The organism is Bradyrhizobium jicamae, assembly GCF_018130695.1.
Classification (GTDB): Bacteria; Pseudomonadota; Alphaproteobacteria; order Rhizobiales; family Xanthobacteraceae; genus Bradyrhizobium; species Bradyrhizobium jicamae_B.
In genome coordinates, this window is record NZ_JAFCJX010000029.1 from 89,505 (window position 1) to 110,441 (window position 20,937).

17 protein-coding genes and 1 pseudogene are annotated in these 20,937 nt (G+C 63.3%); 12 read left to right on the forward strand and 6 right to left on the reverse strand.

The genetic code is table 11. The features are described 5' to 3' along the window. Window positions 1-48 precede the first annotated feature (48 nt). The 3 genes from JQ604_RS32720 to JQ604_RS32730 all read left to right on the forward strand — a co-directional run bounded on the left by JQ604_RS32720 (window position 49) and on the right by JQ604_RS32730 (window position 2,142). The gene (locus JQ604_RS32720) at window positions 49-1,221 is read left to right on the forward strand and encodes a M20 aminoacylase family protein (protein ID WP_212364838.1); all 1,173 of its coding nucleotides are present in this window, start codon (window positions 49-51) and stop codon (window positions 1,219-1,221) included. Between the two features lie 444 nt (window positions 1,222-1,665). Continuing rightward, window positions 1,666-1,914: a DUF6894 family protein gene (locus tag JQ604_RS32725; RefSeq protein ID WP_212364839.1), complete on the forward strand. Its 249-nt coding sequence runs from the start codon at window positions 1,666-1,668 to the stop codon at window positions 1,912-1,914. A 45-nt stretch (window positions 1,915-1,959) separates the two neighbouring features. After that, window positions 1,960-2,142 carry a hypothetical protein gene (locus JQ604_RS32730; RefSeq protein WP_212364840.1) on the forward strand — a complete coding sequence of 61 codons (183 nt, stop codon included), beginning with the start codon at window positions 1,960-1,962 and terminating at the stop codon, window positions 2,140-2,142. A gap of 53 nt (window positions 2,143-2,195) precedes the next feature. Here JQ604_RS32730 and JQ604_RS32735 read toward each other — a convergent pair whose 3' ends face one another. Beyond that, on the reverse strand, window positions 2,196-3,377 hold the full coding sequence (locus tag JQ604_RS32735; RefSeq protein WP_212364841.1) for a cytochrome P450: 1,182 nt from the start codon (window positions 3,375-3,377) through the stop codon (window positions 2,196-2,198). Window positions 3,378-3,518: 141 nt separating this feature from the next. Between JQ604_RS32735 and JQ604_RS32740 the strand changes: the two genes are divergently transcribed. Together JQ604_RS32740 and JQ604_RS32745 are read left to right on the forward strand one after the other, a co-directional pair. After that, on the forward strand, window positions 3,519-4,427 hold the full coding sequence (locus JQ604_RS32740; protein WP_212364842.1) for a LysR family transcriptional regulator: 909 nt from the start codon (window positions 3,519-3,521) through the stop codon (window positions 4,425-4,427). A gap of 40 nt (window positions 4,428-4,467) precedes the next feature. Further along, window positions 4,468-4,674 (forward strand): annotated as a pseudogene (locus tag JQ604_RS32745) (M20/M25/M40 family metallo-hydrolase); the annotation flags it as partial. A gap of 91 nt (window positions 4,675-4,765) precedes the next feature. Here JQ604_RS32745 and JQ604_RS32750 read toward each other — a convergent pair. Beyond that, window positions 4,766-4,996, reverse strand: a complete 231-nt coding sequence (locus JQ604_RS32750) for a hypothetical protein (RefSeq protein ID WP_212364843.1) — start codon at window positions 4,994-4,996, stop codon at window positions 4,766-4,768. A gap of 107 nt (window positions 4,997-5,103) precedes the next feature. On the opposite strand from JQ604_RS32750, the gene JQ604_RS32755 reads away from it, so the two are divergent. Then, entirely contained in the window at window positions 5,104-6,000 is an 897-nt protein-coding gene (locus JQ604_RS32755; RefSeq protein WP_212364844.1) for a hypothetical protein, read from the forward strand. 292 nt (window positions 6,001-6,292) lie between these two features. Here JQ604_RS32755 and JQ604_RS32760 read toward each other — a convergent pair whose 3' ends face one another. From JQ604_RS32760 to JQ604_RS32770, 3 genes are all read right to left on the reverse strand, one after another. Beyond that, a complete protein-coding gene (locus JQ604_RS32760; RefSeq protein WP_212364845.1) occupies window positions 6,293-7,921 on the reverse strand; it encodes an inorganic phosphate transporter in 1,629 nt (542 codons plus the stop codon). Between the two features lie 715 nt (window positions 7,922-8,636). Continuing rightward, on the reverse strand, window positions 8,637-10,097 hold the full coding sequence (locus tag JQ604_RS32765; RefSeq protein ID WP_212364846.1) for a UdgX family uracil-DNA binding protein: 1,461 nt from the start codon (window positions 10,095-10,097) through the stop codon (window positions 8,637-8,639). After that, a complete protein-coding gene (locus JQ604_RS32770) occupies window positions 10,097-11,329 on the reverse strand; it encodes a putative DNA modification/repair radical SAM protein (RefSeq protein WP_212364847.1) in 1,233 nt (410 codons plus the stop codon). Before JQ604_RS32770 ends, JQ604_RS32765 begins: the two co-directional genes overlap by 1 nt. 171 nt (window positions 11,330-11,500) lie before the next feature. Here JQ604_RS32770 and JQ604_RS32775 point away from each other — a divergent pair, with 171 nt between their 5' ends. From JQ604_RS32775 to JQ604_RS32790, 4 genes are all read left to right on the forward strand, one after another. Next, a complete protein-coding gene (locus tag JQ604_RS32775) occupies window positions 11,501-12,295 on the forward strand; it encodes an ImuA family protein (protein ID WP_212364848.1) in 795 nt (264 codons plus the stop codon). Further along, the gene (locus JQ604_RS32780) at window positions 12,186-13,928 is read left to right on the forward strand and encodes a Y-family DNA polymerase (protein WP_249158987.1); all 1,743 of its coding nucleotides are present in this window, start codon (window positions 12,186-12,188) and stop codon (window positions 13,926-13,928) included. The genes JQ604_RS32775 and JQ604_RS32780 overlap by 110 nt, the downstream gene beginning before the upstream one ends. Then, on the forward strand, window positions 13,925-17,500 hold the full coding sequence (locus tag JQ604_RS32785) for an error-prone DNA polymerase (RefSeq protein ID WP_212364849.1): 3,576 nt from the start codon (window positions 13,925-13,927) through the stop codon (window positions 17,498-17,500). Before JQ604_RS32780 ends, JQ604_RS32785 begins: the two co-directional genes overlap by 4 nt. A 74-nt stretch (window positions 17,501-17,574) precedes the next feature. Further along, window positions 17,575-18,108, forward strand: a complete 534-nt coding sequence (locus JQ604_RS32790) for an REP-associated tyrosine transposase (RefSeq protein WP_212364850.1) — start codon at window positions 17,575-17,577, stop codon at window positions 18,106-18,108. Window positions 18,109-18,211: 103 nt separating this feature from the next. Here the strand turns inward: JQ604_RS32790 and JQ604_RS32795 are convergent, their stop codons facing one another. Beyond that, window positions 18,212-18,982, reverse strand: coding sequence for an SDR family NAD(P)-dependent oxidoreductase (locus tag JQ604_RS32795; protein WP_212364851.1), 771 nt, complete (start codon window positions 18,980-18,982; stop codon window positions 18,212-18,214). 157 nt (window positions 18,983-19,139) lie between these two features. On the opposite strand from JQ604_RS32795, the gene JQ604_RS32800 reads away from it, so the two are divergent. Further along, a complete protein-coding gene (locus JQ604_RS32800; RefSeq protein WP_212364852.1) occupies window positions 19,140-19,844 on the forward strand; it encodes a hypothetical protein in 705 nt (234 codons plus the stop codon). A gap of 103 nt (window positions 19,845-19,947) precedes the next feature. Beyond that, complete coding sequence (locus tag JQ604_RS32805; protein ID WP_212364853.1) at window positions 19,948-20,484, forward strand: GlcG/HbpS family heme-binding protein; 537 nt, start codon at window positions 19,948-19,950, stop codon at window positions 20,482-20,484. Window positions 20,485-20,937 lie beyond the last annotated feature (453 nt).

Here is a 20,937-nt window from a genome sequence, read left to right on the forward strand (position 1 = left end):
CATGCTAGAGAGGCGCCAATTGTTCCAACATTTGAGGTCCGGACTCCCATGCCCATCGTCAACCGCGTCGCCGATCTGCAGCCCGATATCCAGGCCTGGCGCCGCGACATCCACGAAAACCCCGAGCTGCTGTACGACGTGCACCGCACTGCATCATTCGTGGCTGCCAGGCTCAAGGAGTTCGGCTGCGACGAGATCGTGACCGGTTTGGGCAAGACCGGGGTGGTCGGCGTGATCAAGGGCAAGAAGCCGGCCGGCGAAGGCGACGTCAAGGTCATCGGGCTCCGCGCCGACATGGACGCGCTGCCGATCCAGGAAGCGACCAATCTGCCTTACGCCTCCAAGACGCCGGGCAAGATGCACGCCTGCGGCCATGACGGCCACACCGCGATGCTGCTCGGTGCGGCCCGCTACCTCGCCGAGACCCGCAATTTCGCCGGCACCGCGGTCGTGATCTTCCAGCCGGCCGAGGAGGGCGGCGCGGGTGCCCGCGCCATGATCCAGGACGGGCTGATGGACCGCTTCGGCATCGAGCAGGTCTACGGCATGCACAACGGCCCCGGTATTCCGATTGGCTCCTTCGCGATCCGCTCGGGTCCGATCATGGCGGCGACCGACGAGGTCAATATCAGCATCGAAGGTCTCGGCGGCCACGCCGCGCGGCCGCACAAGTGCATCGATTCCGTGATGGTCGGCGCGCAGCTCATTACTGCGCTGCAGTCGGTCGTCGCGCGCAGCGTCGATCCGCTGGATTCGGCCGTGATCTCGATTTGCGAATTCCATGCCGGCAACGCCCGCAATGTGATCCCGCAGACCGCGGAATTGCGCGGCACGGTGCGCACGCTGATGCCGGAGGTTCGCCAGCTGGTCGAGAAGCGGATCGGCGAGGTGGTCGCGGGCATTGCCCAGGTCACCGGCGCGAAGATCACGCTGAACTACCAGCGCGGCTATCCCGTCACCGTCAACCACGGCGCCCAGACCCAGTTCGCGACCCGGATCGCCAGGGAGGTTGCGGGCGAGGCCAACGTGCACGAGATGCCGCCGCTGATGGGCGGAGAGGATTTCTCCTACATGCTGGAATCCCGCCCCGGCGCCTTCATCTTCTGCGGCAACGGCGACAGCGCAGGCCTCCATCACCCCGCCTACAATTTCAACGACGAGGCGATCGTCTACGGGACGTCGTATTTCATCAAGATCGTCGAGAACGCGATGGCGGCGTGAGCCGTTTTGCCTCGATCGTCATTGCGAGGAGCGAAGCGACGAAGCAATCCATGGTTCAGCATGCTGAGGAATGGATTGCTTCGCTTCGCTCGCAATGACGGATGTGGCTCGACGTCTGCCCAAAGCAAAAGGCCCGTACTTTCGTGCGGGCTTTTGCTCTTGTAGAGTTGCGATGACAGGCGATCGAGCTATGGTTGCACTGCAACCAAGGCGGTTTTGTACCGATTGGCGGACGATTGAGGGGGCAATCGCCGACGCATGGTGGCATCCCGCGATGAGCCCGACGCTTGAGGGAATGAGAAGGCTTACCCATTAAGGTCATGCTCCCTCCTTCAAAAGAGGCACCCCTCTGCCGCCAATTCCGTTTTATTGATTAACGGATCACATCGACGTCGGGGCCGGGATCGCGCGCTCCGCTGCCGCCCTTTCGAGAGAGCCGCGCGAATGACGCGCTACTTCTTCCATGTTCACAACGGCGTCTCCATCCTCGATGACATCGGGCTGGAGCTTCCCGACATCACCGCTGCGCAGGCAGCGGCAATCGAGCTGACCAGAAAAATTCTCGACGAACCTGACGGGCCGTTGTGGCAGGACAATAGCTGGCGCGTCGAAGTTTCGGGCAGCCCGAGGGGCGGCGGGGAGGCTTTCCTGATGATTCGAATTTCCGTCGCGCGTCGGAACGCAGCCGTTTGAGCTGGCGATCTGCATGACCACGTCACGCCCGTCGAGAGGATGAGGATGACTGAGGAAGGAGTCGCTCGTCTGCGGGCACACAGGTGCAACATCGATCGATATCGGCGGCTACTCGAAACGAAATTGAGCGAGGTTGAACGGCAATACCTCGAAAAGCGCTTGTCCGAAGAGCAGGCGACGATGGTGGAGATTGATCTGGAATCGGTCGATCCGCGCAGGCTAAGTTAGCCGCTCTGCGGATCCAGCGGGGTGAGTCGAGTCCCTTGAACCGTCACTACGGCTCAAGCATCCCATCTGACCGGCAGCGACACCGGACCGCGAAACACCCAGCCGAGCACGACCGGCGGCGCATCGTCACGCAGGCGCAGGTTACGAAGGCGTTCAAACAGCATCGGCACCACGATCCTGCCGACGGTGAGCCGCGACACCCAGGTGCCGGCGCAGAAATGCGGTCCTGACCCGAACGCCAGATGCGATTGCTTCGGCCTGAAGATGTTGAAGCTGTCGGGATCGGGAAAGCGATTGTCGTCGCGGTTCGCGGCGCCGACGCAGAGCCCGATCTGAAGGCCTTCCGGAAGCGTCACGCCGGAGAGCTCGACGGTGCGGGTAACGCGGCGCGGGTACATGCCGATCGGCGAAATCCAGCGCACCGCCTCCTCGAAGGCGGCCGGCCACAGCTCCGGCTCGGCCAGAACGCGGTCTCTTTGCGCCGGGTTGGCCAGCAGGCCGAGGACGAGCGTGAGGATGGCGTCGCGCGGCTCGTTCAGTCCGCCGCCGATGATGACCTTGATGTTGGCGCGGATGCCCTCGATCGGCATCGGCGGATCCGCATGAACCATGGACGACAGGATCGAGGGATTGCGATTGGCGCGGTGACGGTCGAGCACCGCATCGATTGCGGCGTCGATGTCGGCACCAGCCTGCATCGCTTTCCGCTCGATCTCGGCATCGCCTGCGTAATTGCCCGCGCCGTCGATGAGCGATTGCGACCAGTAGGCAAGCGTCTGCCACGGCATCTCGTCGAAGCCGATCATCTCCATCAAGGTCAGGGAGGCCATCGGCGCGGCCAGTGCGCTGAACAAATCCGCTTCTCCCACCGCGATCAGGGACTCGACCAGATTGGTGCAGATCTCGGCAAAGCGCGGCGTCCAATGCTCCCTGATCGTGGTCGGCTTGAATGACGGCTCGATCGCCTTGCGGCCGATCGCATGTTCGGCGCCGTCCTTGCGCATGAAAGTCGGCCCCATCACCTTGTTGACGAGCGAGGCGGGATTGTCGGCCGAGTAGGTCGCGGGATCGCGCTCGATCCGCGTGATGTCGTCGAAGCGCGTCACCAGTGTCAGCTTCGCAGCGTCCACGAAGACCGCGGGTGCCGTGTCGCGCAGGCGGCGGAAGGCCGGGTAGGGATCGTCGAGCAGGTCCTGATAGGAGATATCCGTGACGACAGGCACGGTCGCGGTCATGGTCGTCCTCCCCGAAGCGATTTTTGAGGAGGCTAGCTGGGGATGCCAAATGGCTCAATTCGATGGCTCCGATCAAGCCTATCGAATTCATGCATGACCTTGTGCTACGCTGGGGCCGGGCGCCCCAGCCGGAGGTGATGCGTGACGGTCAATTCGCCGATCGATCCGATCGACATCGGAAGCTTGCGGACGCTCGTTCTGGTCCACGATCTGCAATCATTTTCCGCGGCCGCCAGGCGGCTCGACGTCAACCAGTCCACCATCAGCTATGCCATCGAGCGGTTGCGCGGCGCGTTGCGCGATCCGCTGTTCGTCCGCCAGGGCAACGGCGTCAGCGCCACCGAGCGGTGCGACGATCTGGTGCGGTGGGCGCGGGAGATGATCGGCGAGATCGAGGGGCTGGCCTCACCCGCGGCGTTCGATCCGGCCGCCGCGCAAGGCACCGTGGCGATTTCCTGCAACCATCACGAACGGCAGATCCTGATCCCGCAGTTCAGTGCCCGCTTGCGCGCGACGGCGCCGCGCGCGCGTCTGTTGCTGCTCGATGCCGGCGGCCATGGCGATGTTCATCTCAAGCAGAACCAGTGCGACATCCTGCTCGGACCGGTCGGCATCGTCGGCGGCAGCATCTTCCGGCGACACATTCTCACCGACCACTATGTCTGCGTCATGGACCCGGCCAATCCGCTCGCGCGCGGCCGCATCACGCTGTCGGCCTACGCCAGGGCGGAGCATGTCTTCGTCACCCATAGCGGAGAGTGGCAACCGCTCTACCTCGATGTCCTCAAGGCCCGTGACATCGTGCTGGAGCCGGCGGTCACCCTGCCCAGCCATGACAGCCTGGAGCGCATCATCGCCGGCAGCCGTCTCGTGGCCACGATTCCGCATTATCTGGCCCGCACCATGCGCGGCAGCCTGCATGTCGCACCGCTGCCGTTCCGGGTCCCGATCCCGATCGACATGCACTGGAGCGCACGGACCGCCAAATCCGGCCTGCACAAATGGGCGCGCGACCTGCTCGTTGAGTTGGCGAGGGAGATCGCCGCGTGAACGGTCTGGTGTTTCGCCGCCAAACAAAAAGCCCGCGCCAATGGCCGGCCACGGCAACGTCCACGAGATGCCGCCGCTGATGGGCGCGGAGGATTTCTCCTACATGCTGGAATCCCACCCCGGCGCCTTCATCTTCTGCGGCGACAGCGCCGGTCTCCACCACCCCGCCTACAATTTCAACGACGAGGCGATCGTCTACGGGACCTCGTATTTCATCAAGATCGTCGAGAACGCGATGGCGGCGTGAGGGCGCTGCGTCCGCGGCCGTCATTGCGAGCGAAGCGAAGCAATCCATCGCGCCGCAAGTTAGGGATTGCTTCGTTGCTATGCCAGCGGCACTACGTGCCGGCTTTTTGCCGCATCGTCCTTTCCGCGATATAGGACGGCGTTTTTTCTCTTCGGGCAAAGCGTTCAGAGATGGTCCAGTGTCCTCGCTCGCTCTCGGCCTTGAGGCTTTCGTGGGCCGCGGCCTCATCATTGGGATGTTCGGAGATGCATTCCTTGACGAGCCAATTGCGAGAGCGGTCTTTTCCCGTTCGTAGAGATTGTTCGAATGTGTAGTCACGCATGATGAAGTCCTTGTTGCCGCAGCCCCCGTTGAATTGAATACGATTTCATGATACGAATAAGCAATAGTATCCGTGTAAACGAATAATATCCGTGTAGCGAAAAATCCGTGTCAGCGACGACTCAAATGCCTGAGCCACTATTTGATTTTCAGTGTTGGGTGGGCAAATACGAAATCAGGCGGTTCGATGAACCGCCGGCAAAGACCAACATGGCCGCATTCGCGGCCGAGGTTTATGGGGGCAGCGCAGCTGAGTTTTTAGAGTCTGATTTTGATGCGCCGCCAGATGCGCCATATCTTCTTCAGGTTAGCGCCGCGAAGTCACTAAGGCCTAGTCGCAAGGTTCTAGATTATGCGGTGGGACTCTTACTGCAAACGAAAGTTTCGGAGTTGCGCAGAGCCCAAGAGGTGAGGTGGAGCGATATTCGGAAGAGGCTTAAGTCAGCCACATCGAGGCGGAGGGAATTATATGAACTCGATAAAATTCGGACTGAGCCGATAAACTTCGATCCCGACCAACTATCTGCGCTCAAAAGAAACGTGCTCGCTATTGCCCGGTGCATCGGAATGCTGAATGTCGGAGAGGGCATCCCGGACCGAGATGAGTTCGATTCCAATGTCACTCCCTGCGAATCTCTGCGTGACTGGATTGCCGCCGCTGATACGGTCCAATTGATTTTTTCTCTGCGCAACTTCAATGAATTCGATCTTCCTCCTCAAATGATCGCTCCTCACGATCATCTCAACCTCCTTCTTTCTAGTCGTCCGGTTAGGCTGCATATTCAACCGAGTTCCACTCGAGCTGCTCTGATTTATCACGCGGCGCAAATGGTGGCACAGGGAACGACTTCGCGCACCTGCAACAAATGTGGCAAGCCATTCCTTGAGGGTGGAGAACGTGACCCCCGCAACAAGAAGCGGGCGGGGTCTCGCTTCTGTAGCGATAAATGCCGGTATGAGTTTCACAACGAGGCGCGCCGAAAAGCTAAAGCAACAATCTCTTAGTCGAAGTGAGAACGGACTCACGTGGGTCAGGCCGAGCGCCCTATACCCGCTTTGGGTCATTGTCGACCGATCCAGCTCGGAGAGTCCCTCGGCTGACGTCTGCTTAGGTCCGAAAGCACCTGTGTCGTGGAACTTGCGCCTCTTCTTAACGAGGACGGGAAGCAATCCATGCTTCTGCAAGCGGAGGAATGGATTGCTTCGCTTCGCTCGCAATGACGGGTTGGCTTGATTGCTCAAGCAAAAGGCCCGCACTTTGGTGCGGGCCCCTCTGGTTTCGACCGCAGCTTGCAGCTCAGAACACCTTCGAGAAGATCACATACAGCGTGCCCGACAGCAGGATCGCGACGGGCAGGGTCAGCACCCAGGCCATCACCATGTTCCTGATGGTGGCGACTTGTAGTCCTGATCCGTTCGCGGCCATGGTGCCTGCGACACCTGACGACAGCACGTGCGTCGTCGAGACCGGCAGGCCGAACACGTCGGCGGCGCCGATGGTGGCGGCGGCGACGAGCTCGGCGGAGGCGCCCTGCGCATAGGTCAGGTGGGTCTTGCCGATCTTCTCGCCGACGGTGACGACGATGCGCTTCCAGCCGACCATGGTGCCCAGCCCAAGCGCGATCGCGATCGCAACCTTCACCCAGGTCGGGATGAATTTCGTGGCGCTGTCGAGCCCGCCCTTGTACGCGTTCAGGGTCGCGATCTCTTCCTTGTTGAGGTCGTTTTCCTTGTCCTTCATCAGGAAGCGGATCGCTTCCGAGGTCAGGTACATGTCGTTACGGGTGTTGCCGACCACTTCCGCCGGCACCTTGTTCAGCGAGCCGTACTTGGCGACCTGATCGCCGACATCCTTCACCAGCACCGACAGCGAGGGATAGGTGCCTTCGCTGATGTGGTGGGAGGTGATGTACTGCGTCACCGCAGGACGGGGATCGCCGATGATCGAATGGCCGGCGCCCTTGGCGGCAACCACCTTGGAGGCGGCTTCCGAGACCTTCTGGAACTGGGCGACCTGGTTCTCCGGCAGGGCGCGGTTCAGCGCGTAAGCGGTCGGCACCGTGCCGATCAGGATCAGCATGATCAGGCCCATGCCCTTCTGGCCGTCGTTCGAACCGTGCGCGAAACTGACGCCGGTGCAGGTTAGGATCAGGAGGCCGCGGATCCAGAGCGGCGGGGCCTTGGTGCCCTCGGGCGCGGCGTACAGCGCCGGGTTCTTGATGATCACCTTGAGCAGCAGCAGCAAGCCGGCGGCGCAGATGAAGCCGACCAGTGGCGACAGCAGCAGCGCATAGCCGATCTCGGTGGCCTTGCCCCAATCCACGCCCGAGGTGCCGTCGCGGCCGCGCATCAGCGCATTCGCAACGCCGACGCCGATGATCGAGCCGATCAGCGTGTGCGAGGAGGAGGCCGGCAGGCCGAAATACCAGGTGCCGAGATTCCAGAGGATCGCGGCGATCAAGAGCGCGAACACCATCGCGAAGCCGGCGGTGGAGCCGACCTGGAGGATCAATTCCACCGGCAGCAGCGAGACGATGCCGAACGCCACAGCGCCGGTCGAGGTCAAGACGCCGAGGAAGTTGAACAGGCCTGACCACATCACCGCGAATTCCGCCGGCAGCGAGTGGGTGTAGATCACGGTCGCGACCGCGTTGGCGGTGTCATGGAAGCCGTTGACGAACTCGAAGCCGAGCGCGATCAGGAGCGCAACGATCAGCAGGACGTAGGGCAGGTAGGACGTGACGCGGGTGCCGGTCGCGTCGACGTCGGCATAGATGCTGTAGGCCACATAGAGCAGGCCCGCGGCGAGGATGCCGAAGAAAAGGATCATGGTGAGCGGGTTAAAACCCTTATCGAGATTAGGCCGCGACGCCGGCTCGACCGGTGCTCCCTCGGCCATGGATGAATTGAGTGTGATATCGGTCATTCCTGACGCCCCGTCGAAAATACTATGAGGGCTCTATTTTCGCCGACCGACTTGAAGGTTAGATGACACCCGCAACGTTATTCAGAGCATGTGCAGCATGAGCGTGATCGCCGTGCGGAGATAACGCGCGTGATGCTTGGTCAGCGCGGCGTGCCTCGCTGGAATCGTTGACGCTTCGCGTTCGACAGCTCAGCCGGCATGCAAGCGACGCGACGCAGCAATCCGCTGACGATGATGGAAAATGATGTGAATGGGAAAAACCGGCAGCCGGCGTGCTGCTGCTGACGAGATGAGGGGCAAGTTGCGGACGGCAAGAGAGAGGTGGCGCGCCGCGCAAATGGGGCTAGCAATTCGCGCAGCGCGCCGACCTCAGGGTACGTCATGGCGTGAACATGACGCCCAATGCCTGAGAGGAGCGACTATAGCACATGTCAATTCAGGGTTGTAGGTATATTCTAGGCGCTTTCGATTTTTTCACGCCCCGTGCAGTTCCAGAGTTCCGTAAGCTTGCGGGAACTTTGCCGGCGTCGCGATGAAGTGCGATCTGGTCCTATTGCATCATCGTCTCCCCTCATCCTGAGGAGCCCGCGAAGCGGGCGTCTCGAAGGATGCAGGCCACTGATGGGGCCTCATGGTTCGCCCGGCGATGCGAAGCATCGTCCGGAGACGCGCCATGCGCTCCTCACCATGAGGGTGAGAAAGATGCGTGCGACGATCACGCGGCGTGCGCGCGTCGCAGCCATCCTGCAGCGAGCTTGAGGTCGTCGACGAAGCGCGCGTACTCACGCGCCCTCGCGTCCGCATCCGGCAATCGCAGCAGATAGGACGGATGCACGGTGACGAGCACCTTGACGCCGTCATGCTCGATCAGATGGCCGCGGTTCCTGTTGATCGGCGTCGCCTTGCCGAGCACGCTCTGCGCGGCGGTGGCGCCGAGCGCTACGACGAGCTCCGGCTCGATCGCGGCGAGCTCGCGTTCGTACCATTGCCGGCAGGCGCGGATCTCCGGCGTGTTCGGCTTCTGGTGCAGGCGGATTTTTCCGCGTGGCACGAATTTGAAATGCTTCACCGCATTGGTGACGTAGACCTTGGCCCGGTCGATGCCGGCTTCCTCCAGCGCGCGATCGAGCATCTGGCCGGCGGGACCGACGAAGGGATGGCCGGCGAGATCCTCCTTGTCGCCGGGCTGCTCGCCGACCAGCATCACGGTGGCGCTTTGCGGGCCTTCGCCGAACACGGTCTGTGTCGCGTCCTTCCACAGCGGACAGGCGCGGCAGTTGGCGGCTTCCTCGCGGAGCGCGGCAATGCTGTCATGCGCGGGCTTGCGGGCCATTGATAAATCCTGGAGCGACGGATCCTGCGCTGGTTCCTGCTTCTGCGGCTTGTGCGGTTCGCTCGCCTCGCTTTCAATCATCGTGCTGGTCGTGCGCGCGGCGTCCGCGATCAGCGGTTTAATCAACGAGGCCTCCGGCAGGTTCCTCCAGTATTTGCGCGGCATCTCCGTCTGCATCGCCTTCACCTTGAGCCGCGCCGGATTGAAGATCGCGGCGTAGTAGCTGCGCCAGGTTTCCTCCAGCCGATCTTCCGTCGGCGCCTCCGACTTGGCCACGCCTTGGGTTATCGCGATCTCGTGGCCGTCCCAATGCGCGCAGACGTCGGGGGTCAGGATCGACCAGGGCATGTCGGCAAAGCGCCGCGCGAAGAACGGGGCGGCAAGCTCGACGATGTGATGCTCAGGCTCGAACCAGGCGACGAAATGCGCCTTGTGCTCGCGGCCGACCTCGCGGAAGCGAACGAAGGCGTGCATTTTGTGCTCGTCGCGATGCACCGCGCGCGCCATCGCGATGATCTCGGCGACATCGGCGTCGGTGGCGATGTTGAGCAGATCGTGATGGCCGCGCAGCCGCCACAGCAGGCGATAGAGCAGGGCGAATCTTTCAGGGTTGCGATGCAGGATCGCAGCCTTCGCCAGCTCGACGAATTTACTCGGGACGTTGAACGTGCCCTGCGGCACATCGGGCAGTTCATCGGTCGCTGACGCCGCGAACAATTCCGGCTCGCCGTCGCGCACCGTCCATGTCACGTCTTCCGGCTTCACCTCGTTCAGCGCCATCAGCCGCGCCGCCTTGCGCCAGCCGTCGAAATCGGTTTCGCCGTCGAGGGTGATGATGTGCATCAGAACCCAAATCCCAATTGCGTGGCTTTCGGCTTGAATCGTTCCACCAGTCCCGCTTCATCGAGCAATCGCGCCGACGGCCGGTGATCACTGAGAACGATGAACGGAAGCGCCTTGTTCCTGGGAATGTGCAGCCGCGTCAGGTCCGCCGATCGGATCGATGTGACGCGACGCGTGGCGATGATGCGGTCGACGGCCTTGGTGCCGAAGCCCGGCACGCGCAGCAATTCCTCGCGGCTGGCGCGGTTCACATCGAGCGGAAAGCGGTCGCGATGGCGCAGCGCCCAGGCGAGCTTCGGATCGATGTCGAGCGGCAGCATGCCTTGCGCTGCGCCATCGACGATCTCGCCGACGTCGAAGCCGTAGAACCGCATCAGCCAGTCGGCCTGATAGAGCCGATGCTCGCGCACCAGGGGCGGCGCGATCAGCGGCAGTGCGCGGCTGGCATCGGGGATCGGGCTGAACGCGGAGTAGTAGACGCGCTTGAGCTTGTAGGCGCCGTAGAGATTGGCGCTGGTGTTGAGGATCGTGCTGTCATCAGCGCTGTCGGCGCCGACGATCATCTGCGTGCTCTGGCCGGCCGGCGCGAAGCGCTGCGGCTTGGCTTTTGTGGTCTTCGCCTCCTGCGCCTCGTCGAGCTTCAGCCGCAGCCGCCCCATGGTGCGGCGGATCGCGCGCACGTCCTTCTCCGGTGCGAGCTTTGCGAGACTGCCTTCCTCGGGCATCTCGATATTGATCGAGAGCCGGTCGGCATATTTGCCGGCCTCCGCGATCAGCGCGTCGTCGGCCTCCGGTATCGTCTTCAGATGAATGTAGCCGCGGAAGTGATGTTGTTCGCGCAAGCTGCGCGCCACGCTCACGACCTGCTCCATCGTGTAGTCGGCGCTGCGGATGATGCCGGAAGAGAGGAACAGGCCTTCGATGTAGTTGCGCCGGTAGAAGTCGAGCGTCAGCTTGACGATCTCGTCGATGGTGAAGCGGGCGCGCGGCACGTTGGAGGAGGCGCGGTTGACGCAATAGAGGCAATCGTAATTGCAGGCATTGGTCAGCAGCACCTTCAACAGCGAGATGCAGCGTCCGTCCGGCGCGTAGGAGTGGCAGATGCCCATGCCCGAGGTCGAGCCGAGGCCCTTGCCGTCGCTGGAGTCCCGCTGCTCCGTCCCGGAGGAGGCGCAGGACGCGTCGTATTTCGCGGCATCCGCCAGGATCGCCAGTTTACGTTGCACATCCATGCTCGAATCCCTTTGATTCCGCTGATGAATCAAGAAAGTCCGTATTCTGATTGACTCATCCGGGCCTGTTAGCTTTATATTAGAACATATCATGAACAAATGAGCCAGCTTCTGGTTCTCCCTTTTGAGATCCAGTCACGGCCCCAACACTCTTTCGAAGGAGCGGCGCAGATGGACGGCGCACGCATGAGCACGCTTGCGTCCTTGCGCGGCGACATCGCGCGCATCGAGGCGCCCACCGAGGCGACGCTGCCGAACCGCGTCGCGCTCGGCCATGCGGGCGCCGATGCGATGCTGCGCGGCGGGCTCGCGGCGGCCGCGCTGCATGAGGTCTTCGCCGGCGGCCATCAGGGCGGCGCGGCAACCGGTTTCATCGCGGGGCTCGCTGGCCGTTTGTCATCGCGAAAACCGCTGGTCTGGGTGCGGCAGGATTTTGCCGATCAGGAATCCGGGGCGCTGTCGATGAGCGGGCTCGCCGAGCTCGGCCTCGATCCGCGATTGCTGGTGACCGTGCGCGCAGCCGATGTCGACACTGCGCTACGCACGACGGCGGATGCGCTGGCCTGCGATGCGCTCGGCGCGGTCGTGCTCGAGGTCTGGGGCAATGTGCGCCAGCTCGATCTCGTCGCCAGCCGCAAATTGACCTTGGCCGCGCAAGCCTCCGGCGTCACCGCGCTGGTGCTGCGCGTTGCGGCGACGCCGATCCCCTCGACTGCGGAGACGCGCTGGATCGTCCGCGCGGCGCATTCGCCGCCGGGCAATGCCGCAAGCGCCTGGGGCGCGCCGCGCTTCGACGCCGAGCTTGCCCGCAATCGTCATGGCCCGGTCGGCCGCTGGATCATGGAATGGAAATGTGATGCGTGCCTTTTCTCTGAACCGTCGGCGTATCCTCAGCCTCTGGCTGCCACGCCTCCCCATCGACCGCATCCAGCGGTCACTCACACAGAACGCCGTCTCGCCGGCTGACATGCGGGCGGTGGTCGGGCTCCCTCTCCCGCTTGCGGGGGAGGGTTGGGGTGGGGGTATCTCCACGAGTCCCGCTTTCGAGAGAGCCCCCACCCGGATCGCATCTGGCGATGCGATCCGGCCTCCCCCGCAAGCGGGGGAGGCGAAGAAAGTAGCCAGCGTCGTCGTCGCCAAGGACCACAACGCCATCCTGATCCAATCACTCGACGAGGCCGCGGTCCGCGCCGGTCTCTCGATCGGGCTGCCGCTCGCCAATGCGCGGGCGATCTGTCCGGAGCTGATCGTCTACGACGCCGATCCCTTAGCCGATGCCAAGACGCTGAACGACATCGCCGACTGGTGCGATCGCTTCACGCCGCTGGTGGCGCTCGATCTGCCTTACGGGCTGTTCCTCGACATCACCGGCTGCGCGCATCTGTTCGGCGGCGAGCGGGCGCTGCTGCAATCCGTGACGGGCGCGCTGAGCCGGCGCGGCTTTGCGGTGAGTGGCGCGATCGCCGGCACCTCGATCGCGGCGCGCACGCTGACGCGGCATGCCTCGGGCAAAATCATCGCCGATGGCGAGGAGGCCGATGCGGTCGGCCCGTTGCCGGTCTCCGCGCTCGGCGCGGCTGATGCCATCACCGCGGGCCTGCGCCGCGCGGGGCTGAAGACCATCGGCGACGTCGCCTCGCGCGCGCCGCACGAGATATCCGCGCGCTTCGGCGCCGCCTTCACCACGCTGCTCGGTCACGCGCTCGGCCAGGGCGATGCCCCGATCAGTCCCCGAAAGCCGCTGCCCGATTACATCGTCGAGAAGCGTTTTCCCGAACCCGTCGCCACCGACACCGTGATCGCGATGACGTTGACCCATCTCGCCGGGATGCTGGTGTCAGCGATGGACAAGCAGGGCAAGGGCGCCCGCCAGCTTGAAGCGAGCTTCTTCCGCACCGACGGCGCGGTCCGCACCATCGTGGTCGACACCGGCCGTCCGGTCACAAAGTCAGACATGATCGACCGCCTGTTCCGCGAGCGGCTCGATGCCTTAAGCGATCCGCTCGATCCCGGCTTCGGCTTCGATCTCATCCGTCTCGCCGCCGGCCGTACCGAGATCGTGGTGCAGCAGCAGCGCGATCTCGACGCCAACGTGCATGACAATGACGAGCTGTCCGCGCTGATCGATCGCATCGCCGCCCGCATCGGGGGAAAGCGCGTCGTCGTGCATCTGCCGCTCGACAGCCACATCCCCGAACGCGCCGCGCTTGCCGTGCCCGCGCAACAGAATCTCGCCGTCGCGACCGCCGCCGCCTGGCCGGAGCGCATCGCCGGCGAACCGCCGCTGCGGCCTCTGCGTCTGTTCGATCGCCCGGAGCCCATCAAGGTCCCGTTCGCGGCGGTGCCCGACGGTCCGCCGCATCAGTTCACCTGGCGCCGCGCGCTGCATGCGGTGGTGCGGGTCGAGGGGCCCGAGCGGATCGCGATGGAATGGTGGAAGCAGGACGGCCAGTCGCTGACGCGTGATTACTTCCGCGTCGAAGACGCCGAAGGCCAGCGCTTCTGGATCTTTCGCGACGGCCTCTATGAGAACGAGCTGCGCGACGAGGAGGGCAAGCCTGTTACCGCCAACTGGTATGTGCACGGGTTGTTCGCATGAAAGCGCCGCCCGACTATGCCGAGATCGGCATCACCAGCAATTTCTCCTTCCTGCGCGGCGGCTCCGATCCGCGCGCCTATGTTCATGAGGCGAGCCGGCTCGGCCTTGGCGTGATCGGCCTTGCCGATCACAACTCGCTGGCCGGTGTGGTGCGCGCCTGGAAGGAACTCGAGAACGACAAGGTCACCCATCCACCAAAGCTCCTGATCGGCTCGCGCATCGTCTTCAGCGACGGCACGCCCGATATCCTGGTTTATCCGCGCGACCGCGCCGCTTACGGCCGGCTCTGCCAGCTGCTCACCCGCGGCAAGCGCGGCGACGACATCATCCGCATCGAAAAGGGGGAGTGCCATCTCAAACTCTCTGATCTCCTCGACTACGCCGAAGGCCAGTTGCTCGTGCTGGCACTGCCGCACCGTTTCGACGTGGCAAAAACGCTCGATCTTCTCGCGCAGTTGAAATCAAGCCCCGCCGATGGCGTCTGGCTCGCCGCAAGCCTGCTCTATCGCGGCGACGACAAGCGCCGCCTCGCGCAGCTCCACGCCATCGCGACCACAGCCGCGGTGCCGCTGCTCGCCACCAACGAGGTGCTCTATCATCACCCTGCGCGCCGTCCGCTGCAGGATGTGCTGACATGTATTCGCGAGAAGACCACCATCGAAGCCGTCGGCCGCAGGCTACAGGCCAATGCCGAACGGCATCTGAAGCCGGCCTATGAGATGGCGCGGCTGTTCCGCGACCTGCCGGAAGCGATCACGGAGACCATGCGCTTCGCCGCCCGCATCACCTTCTCGCTGGACCAGCTCAAATACCAATATCCGGACGAGCCGGTGCCGCCCGGAAAAACCGCGCAGCAGCATCTCGAAGACCTGACCTGGGCCGGCGTGCAAAAATATTTCCGTGGCAAGATCGACAAGAAACTCCGCGACACCCTGAACAAGGAACTCGCGCTGATATCGGAGCTGAAATACGCGCACTACTTCCTCACCGTGCACGACATCGTCCATTACGCGCGCAGTCAGAACATCCTGTGCCAGGGGCGGGGATCGGCGGCGAACTCCGCCGTCTGCTACGTGCTCGGCATCACCTCGGTCGATCCGACCAAGGTCGATCTCTTGTTCGAGCGCTTCATCTCCAAGGAGCGGCTGGAGCCACCCGACATCGACGTCGATTTCGAGCATGTGCGCCGCGAGGAGGTGATGCAATATGTCTACCGCCGCTATGGCCGCCATCGCGCCGCCATCATCGCGACCGTCATCCATTATCGCCCGCGCAGCGCGATCCGCGACGTCGGCAAGGCGCTCGGTTTGACGGAAGACGTCACCGCAGCGCTCGCCGACACCGTGTGGGGCAGCTGGGGCAAGGGCCTCAACGACATGCAGGTGCGCCAGGCCGGGCTCGATCCGAAAAACGCGATGATCACGCTCGCCGTCGATCTCGCCACCGAGCTGATCGAATTCCCCCGCCATCTCTCGCAGCATGTCGGCGGCTATGTGCTGACCCAGGATCGGCTCGACACCTATGTGCCGATCGGCAACGCCGCGATGGACGACCGCACCTTCATCGAATGGGACAAGGATGACGTCGACGCGCTCAACATGATGAAGGTCGACGTGCTCGCTTTGGGCATGCTGACCTGCATCCGCAAATGCTTCGACCTGATCGACGATCACAAGGGCGAACGCTGGGCGCTCGCCACCGTTCCGCAGGACGATCCGAACGTCTACGACATGCTGTGCCGCGGGGAATCGCTCGGCGTCTTCCAGGTCGAGAGCCGCGCGCAGATGAACATGCTGCCGCGGCTCAAGCCACGCGAGTTCTACGATCTCGTCATCGAGGTCGCGATCGTGCGCCCCGGGCCGATCCAGGGCGACATGGTGCATCCGTACTTGCGGCGGCGGAACGGCCAGGAAAAAGTGACGTATCCCTCGCCGGCGCCCGAGCATGGTCCCGCGGACGAACTCTACAAGGTGCTGCACAAGACCAAGGGCGTGCCGCTGTTCCAGGAGCAGGCGATGCGGATCGCGATCGAGGCGGCAAAATTCAGCTCGGAAGAGGCCAACGGCCTGCGCCGCTCGATGGCGACCTTCCGCAATGTTGGCACCATCGGCCAGTACGAGGCAAAGCTGGTCGGCAACATGGTCGCGCGCGGCTATTCGGCCGAATTCGCCGCCAGCTGTTTCGACCAGATCAAGGGCTTTGGCAGTTACGGCTTCCCGGAAAGCCACGCCGCAAGCTTTGCCCAGCTCGTCTACATCTCCTCATGGCTGAAGCACTATCACCCCGACGCCTTCTGCTGCGGCCTGCTCAACTCGCAGCCGATGGGCTTCTACGCCCCCGCACAGATCGTCGGCGACGCCCGCAAGAACGGCGTCACGGTGAGGGAGGTCGATGTGTCCCATAGTTTTGCGCAGAACACGCTGGAGGAACGGGACGGCGACCATTGCGCGGTGCGGCTCGGCTTTCGCCAGATCGATGGGTTTCACTGGCTGGATCAGGATGAGGAGAGGCTGAAGCGGGACCAGGCGTTGCGGCGCATGTCAGCCCCGCATGAGAAAGATAGTGTCGTGAAGAACGATCCGCGGGAGGTGGTAAGGCTCCCTCTCCCGCTTGCGGGGGAGGGTGGGGTGGGGGTGTCTCCGCATCGTGAATCCCACCGTGGAGACACCCCCACCCGGATCGCATCTGACGATGCGATCCGACCTCCCCCGCAAGCGGGAGAGGTGCAGCGAGTCTGCGGTCAAGCTGTTGCAGAACAAGACTGGGCCGACCGCATCGTCGCCGCGCGCAACCGCCGGCCCTTCACCTCGCTCGAAGACTTCGCCCGCGACACCGGCCTGCCCAAGCGCGCGCTGATCCTGCTCGCCGACGCCGATGCCTTCCGCTCGATCGGGCTCGATCGCCGCGAGGCGCTGTGGCAGGTGCGGCGGCTGCCGGACGACGTCGCGCTGCCGCTGTTCGAGGCGGCAGTCGCGCGCGAGCAGCCGGACGAGAACGCGCCACCGCTGCCGGAGATGCCGCGGCCGGAGCAGGTGGTCGCCGACTATCAGACCATCCGCCTGTCGCTGAAGGGCCACCCGATGGAATTCCTGCGCGAGATGTTTGCGCGCGAGCGCGTCGTGCCGTGCCGCGAGATCGATCACAGGAACGACCGCCGCCGCGTCCGCTGCGCCGGCGTCGTGCTGGTGCGCCAGCGCCCGGGCAGCGCCAAGGGCGTCGTGTTCATGACGCTGGAGGACGAGACCGGGATTGCCAACATCGTGGTGTGGCCGAAGGTGATGGAGCAGTACCGGAAAGAGGTGATGGGCGCGCGGCTGATCGAGGTCGAGGGCTATATCCAGAGCAGCCCCGAAAAGGTCACGCACCTCGTCGCGCAGCGCATGACAGACCGCTCCCACGACCTGATCGGCCTCGCCAATGATTCACTCAGCCGCAAGCATCCGGTGCCGGCGGGCCCGGCGCTGGTCGAGCCCCTCAACGACGACCGCCGCGACCACGGCGAAAACACCCCGCAAAAAATCCGCCACCCCCGCAACGTCCGCATCCTCCCGCCGTCGAGGGATTTTCATTGATGCAAGCACAGGAATCGTAGGGCGGATTAGCCGAAGGCGTAATCCGCCGCTCTTGAAAGCCAAACACAAAACTCATGCCGAACTACCGTCGCGCACTCGCCCCCGGAGGCTGCTGGTTCTTCACGGTCAATCTGCTGGACCGACGGCAGACCCTGCTCGTCGATCACGTCACTTTGCTACGCGAAGCGATTGCAGCCACCCGTCGCGACTACGCTTTCACGATCGACGCCTTCGTCGTCCTGCCGGATCATCTGCATGCGGTGTGGAGCCTGCCGTCCGACGATACCGATTTCTCGATCCGCTGGCGGCTGATCAAGACGCGCTTCGCAAAAGCGCTTCCGAAAGGGGAAAGACTCAACACCGTTCGCTTCGCTCGCCATGAACGCGGCATTTGGCAGCGCCGGTTCTGGGAACACCTGATCCGCGACGAGGTCGACTACGCCCGTCACGTCGAGTATTGCTACATCAATCCGCAGAAGCACGGCCATGTGACGAGGGTTTGCGATTGGCCGTATTCCTCGTTTCATCGCGACGTCCGCGCGGGGCTATTTCCCGAAGATTGGGGTGGCGATACCGCGATGAGCGGGGATTTCGGCGAGCGCCGATGATTGTAGGGTGGATTAGCCGAAGGCGTAACCCACCGTTCTTTGTCGCTAGTGAAATGGCGGATTACGCCTTCGGCTAATCCGCCCTACGGTTCTTTGCTCGTCCTCAAAAATTCACCCTGTTCGAGATCGCGCCATCCACGATCAAATTCGATCCCGTCGTGAATGACGACGCCGGGCTTGCCAGGAACACCGCGGCGTTGGCGATCTCCTGCGGGGTTGCCATGCGGCCGGTCGGGTTGCGCGTCAGGGCGTCCTGGAAGCGCTGCGGCTGGTGCTGCTCGACCATGTTCCAGACGCCGCCCTTGAAATAGACCGTGCCCGGCGACACCACGTTCACGCGGATCTTCTTCTTCGCATATTGCCGCGCCAGGCCCTTGGCCATGTGGATCAGCGCCGCCTTGATCGGACCGTAGGAGCTCGCGAGATCCGCTTGCGCGGCCGACACCGAGGAGATGATCAGGAACGCGGCATCGCCGGTCTTGTCGCCGCTGGCCTCGAGATGCGGCCGCGCCGCCTCGAAGGCGTTGACCGCGCCGAGCACGTCGAGCCGGAAATTCTGCTCCCATGAGGCGGGATCGCCGCCCTGCGCCATCGCGCCGGCATTGGAGAACAGCATGTCGATGCTGCCGAGCTCTTGCGCCACGCCGGCCACCCACGCCTTCAGCGCAGCCGCATCGGTGATGTCGACGGAAGCGCCCGTGACCTTGACGCCCGAGGCCTTCAACTCGGCCACCGCGCCCGTCACCTGCTCGGCATTGCGCGCGCAGATCGCGACATTGGCGCCTTCCTTCGCGAGCGTATCCGCGATCGCGCGGCCAATGCCCCGTGTGCCGCCGAGCACCACGGCGTTTCGTCCCTTCAGGCCCAGATCCATGTTGTCGTTCCCCAGTTTTGGTTAACGACTATCTTTCCGTCGAAGGCGTCATCTGTCCAGTCCAAGGCCGATCAGGATCAAATGCAAATTGAGGAAAGATTTTTAATCAACTCAAAAGAGGCCCGGCCTATTGTCGTCGACAAAGCAGGGGTGAGGTTTGGAATCGCCGCAACAATCGCGTGGCCTCGTCGTGGTCAGAAAGCCAGACCGAAAGCCCGCCCGTGTCGACAGATTGGCGCTCTGGCTGTCAAAAGGCCGCCAGATCGATGGGCTTTGGGTGGGGAGCTGGGAGCATGAGGTCGAATCCTATCCCGCCTTGCGTCGCGTCGAGGATGCACTTCAACTGATCAAGCGCCATGCCCCGCTCTACTATTCGCGCGTCATTCGCGATCTCGACCGAATATGGGTCAACCTGATCCCTGGCGCGAGAGCACAGTACGAAGGGTCGCTGAACGCCTGTGTCCTCGACGAACGCTATGTCCTCGAGGAGACGATGACGCTCGAGAGATTGGCTTCCACCATTGTCCACGAAGCAACCCATGCGAGGCTGGAACGGTGGGGAATCCTCTATGAAGAGAAGCTACGTCACCGGATCGAATCGATTTGTCTTCGGCGCGAATTGGACTTCGCAGCCAGCCTTCCGGACTCGGCGTCGTTGCGGGAGGAAATCACGCGGACATTGGACTGGTGCGCCAGCGAGCAGGATTATTTTTCCGATGCGAGCTTTCGGGGGCGCGAAGATCAGGAGCAGGTCGAAACGCTGCGCCATTTGAACGTGCCGAGCTGGTTGTTAAACGCCATGATGTGGTTCGTTCGCAGGCGACGGCAACGCACCGCTTCCAGTCCAAAGTCGACAGCATAGTGCGCTGCAACTGCAGATCGCGCCTTGCATGAAACCAGCCAATCGCTATCGTCCGCGCGCCCGGCGATCGACCGGGGGCAGAAAAAACACTTGGGAGGATGATATGCGTTACTTCACTGCGCTCGCGGGGGCGGCCTGCATTGCGTTCGCGACGATCACGGCGGCTTCGGCCCAGGTGCCGTCGAACCCGGATAATCCGAACGACGTCGTCGCCGCCGCGCTGGCGCCGCCGCCTTATGGCGAGCCGATCAATCTGGAGACCGCGAAGAAGGTCGCGGCCGCCGCCGTCGCCGAGACGGCCAAGCGCAACTGGAATGCGTTCTGCATCGCGATCGTCAATCCGGCCGGCGATCTCGTCTATTTCGAGAAGCAGGACAATTGCCAATACGCCTCGACCGGCATCGCCCAGCACAAGGCGCGCACCGCGACCCGCTACCGTCGCCCGACGCTGGCCTTCGAGAACCTGATGGGCAAGGGGCCATATTTTTCCTATCTCGCGACCCTCGACGACGTCATCGCCTCGCGCGGCGGCAATCTGCTTGTTGTCAACGGCAAGATCGTCGGCGCCATCGGCGTCAGCGGCGGCTCCGGCGCTCAGGACAACGTGGTCTCGCTCGCAGGGCAGGCGGCGCTGGAGTGAGATAGTGAGATAGACGGTGGGATCTGTAGGATGGGTGGAGCGACTTGTCCGCCGTAGCTCGAAGAGCGAAGGCGGAAGCGATCCCCATCACTTTCGTGCCGCGCGGCGAGATGATGGGTATCACTGCGCTCCACCCATCCTACGAACTAAAATTTTTCAGAAATAGTGTTCTGATTCGACGAATTGCGCTTGACATCCGCCCAAATCAGGTGTCTAATGCGCCCGTCTCACCCGACACGAGGGGCGCTCGCGAACGCCACGGACGCGGGTGCAGATGCGGTGGCCGCTGGGCGTGCGACAGGCGTGTGTGCGCAAGGCGGACGGTGAAGTCGTGTGGGCCTGCCGCCCCGATGCAGGTGGCAAGCACGCGAAAGGCCCAAAGCCGATCGCGGATGATGGTGGCACAAACGCAGAGTCTCACCAGGGCGAGCACGTATAAGCCGTAAAGCCATC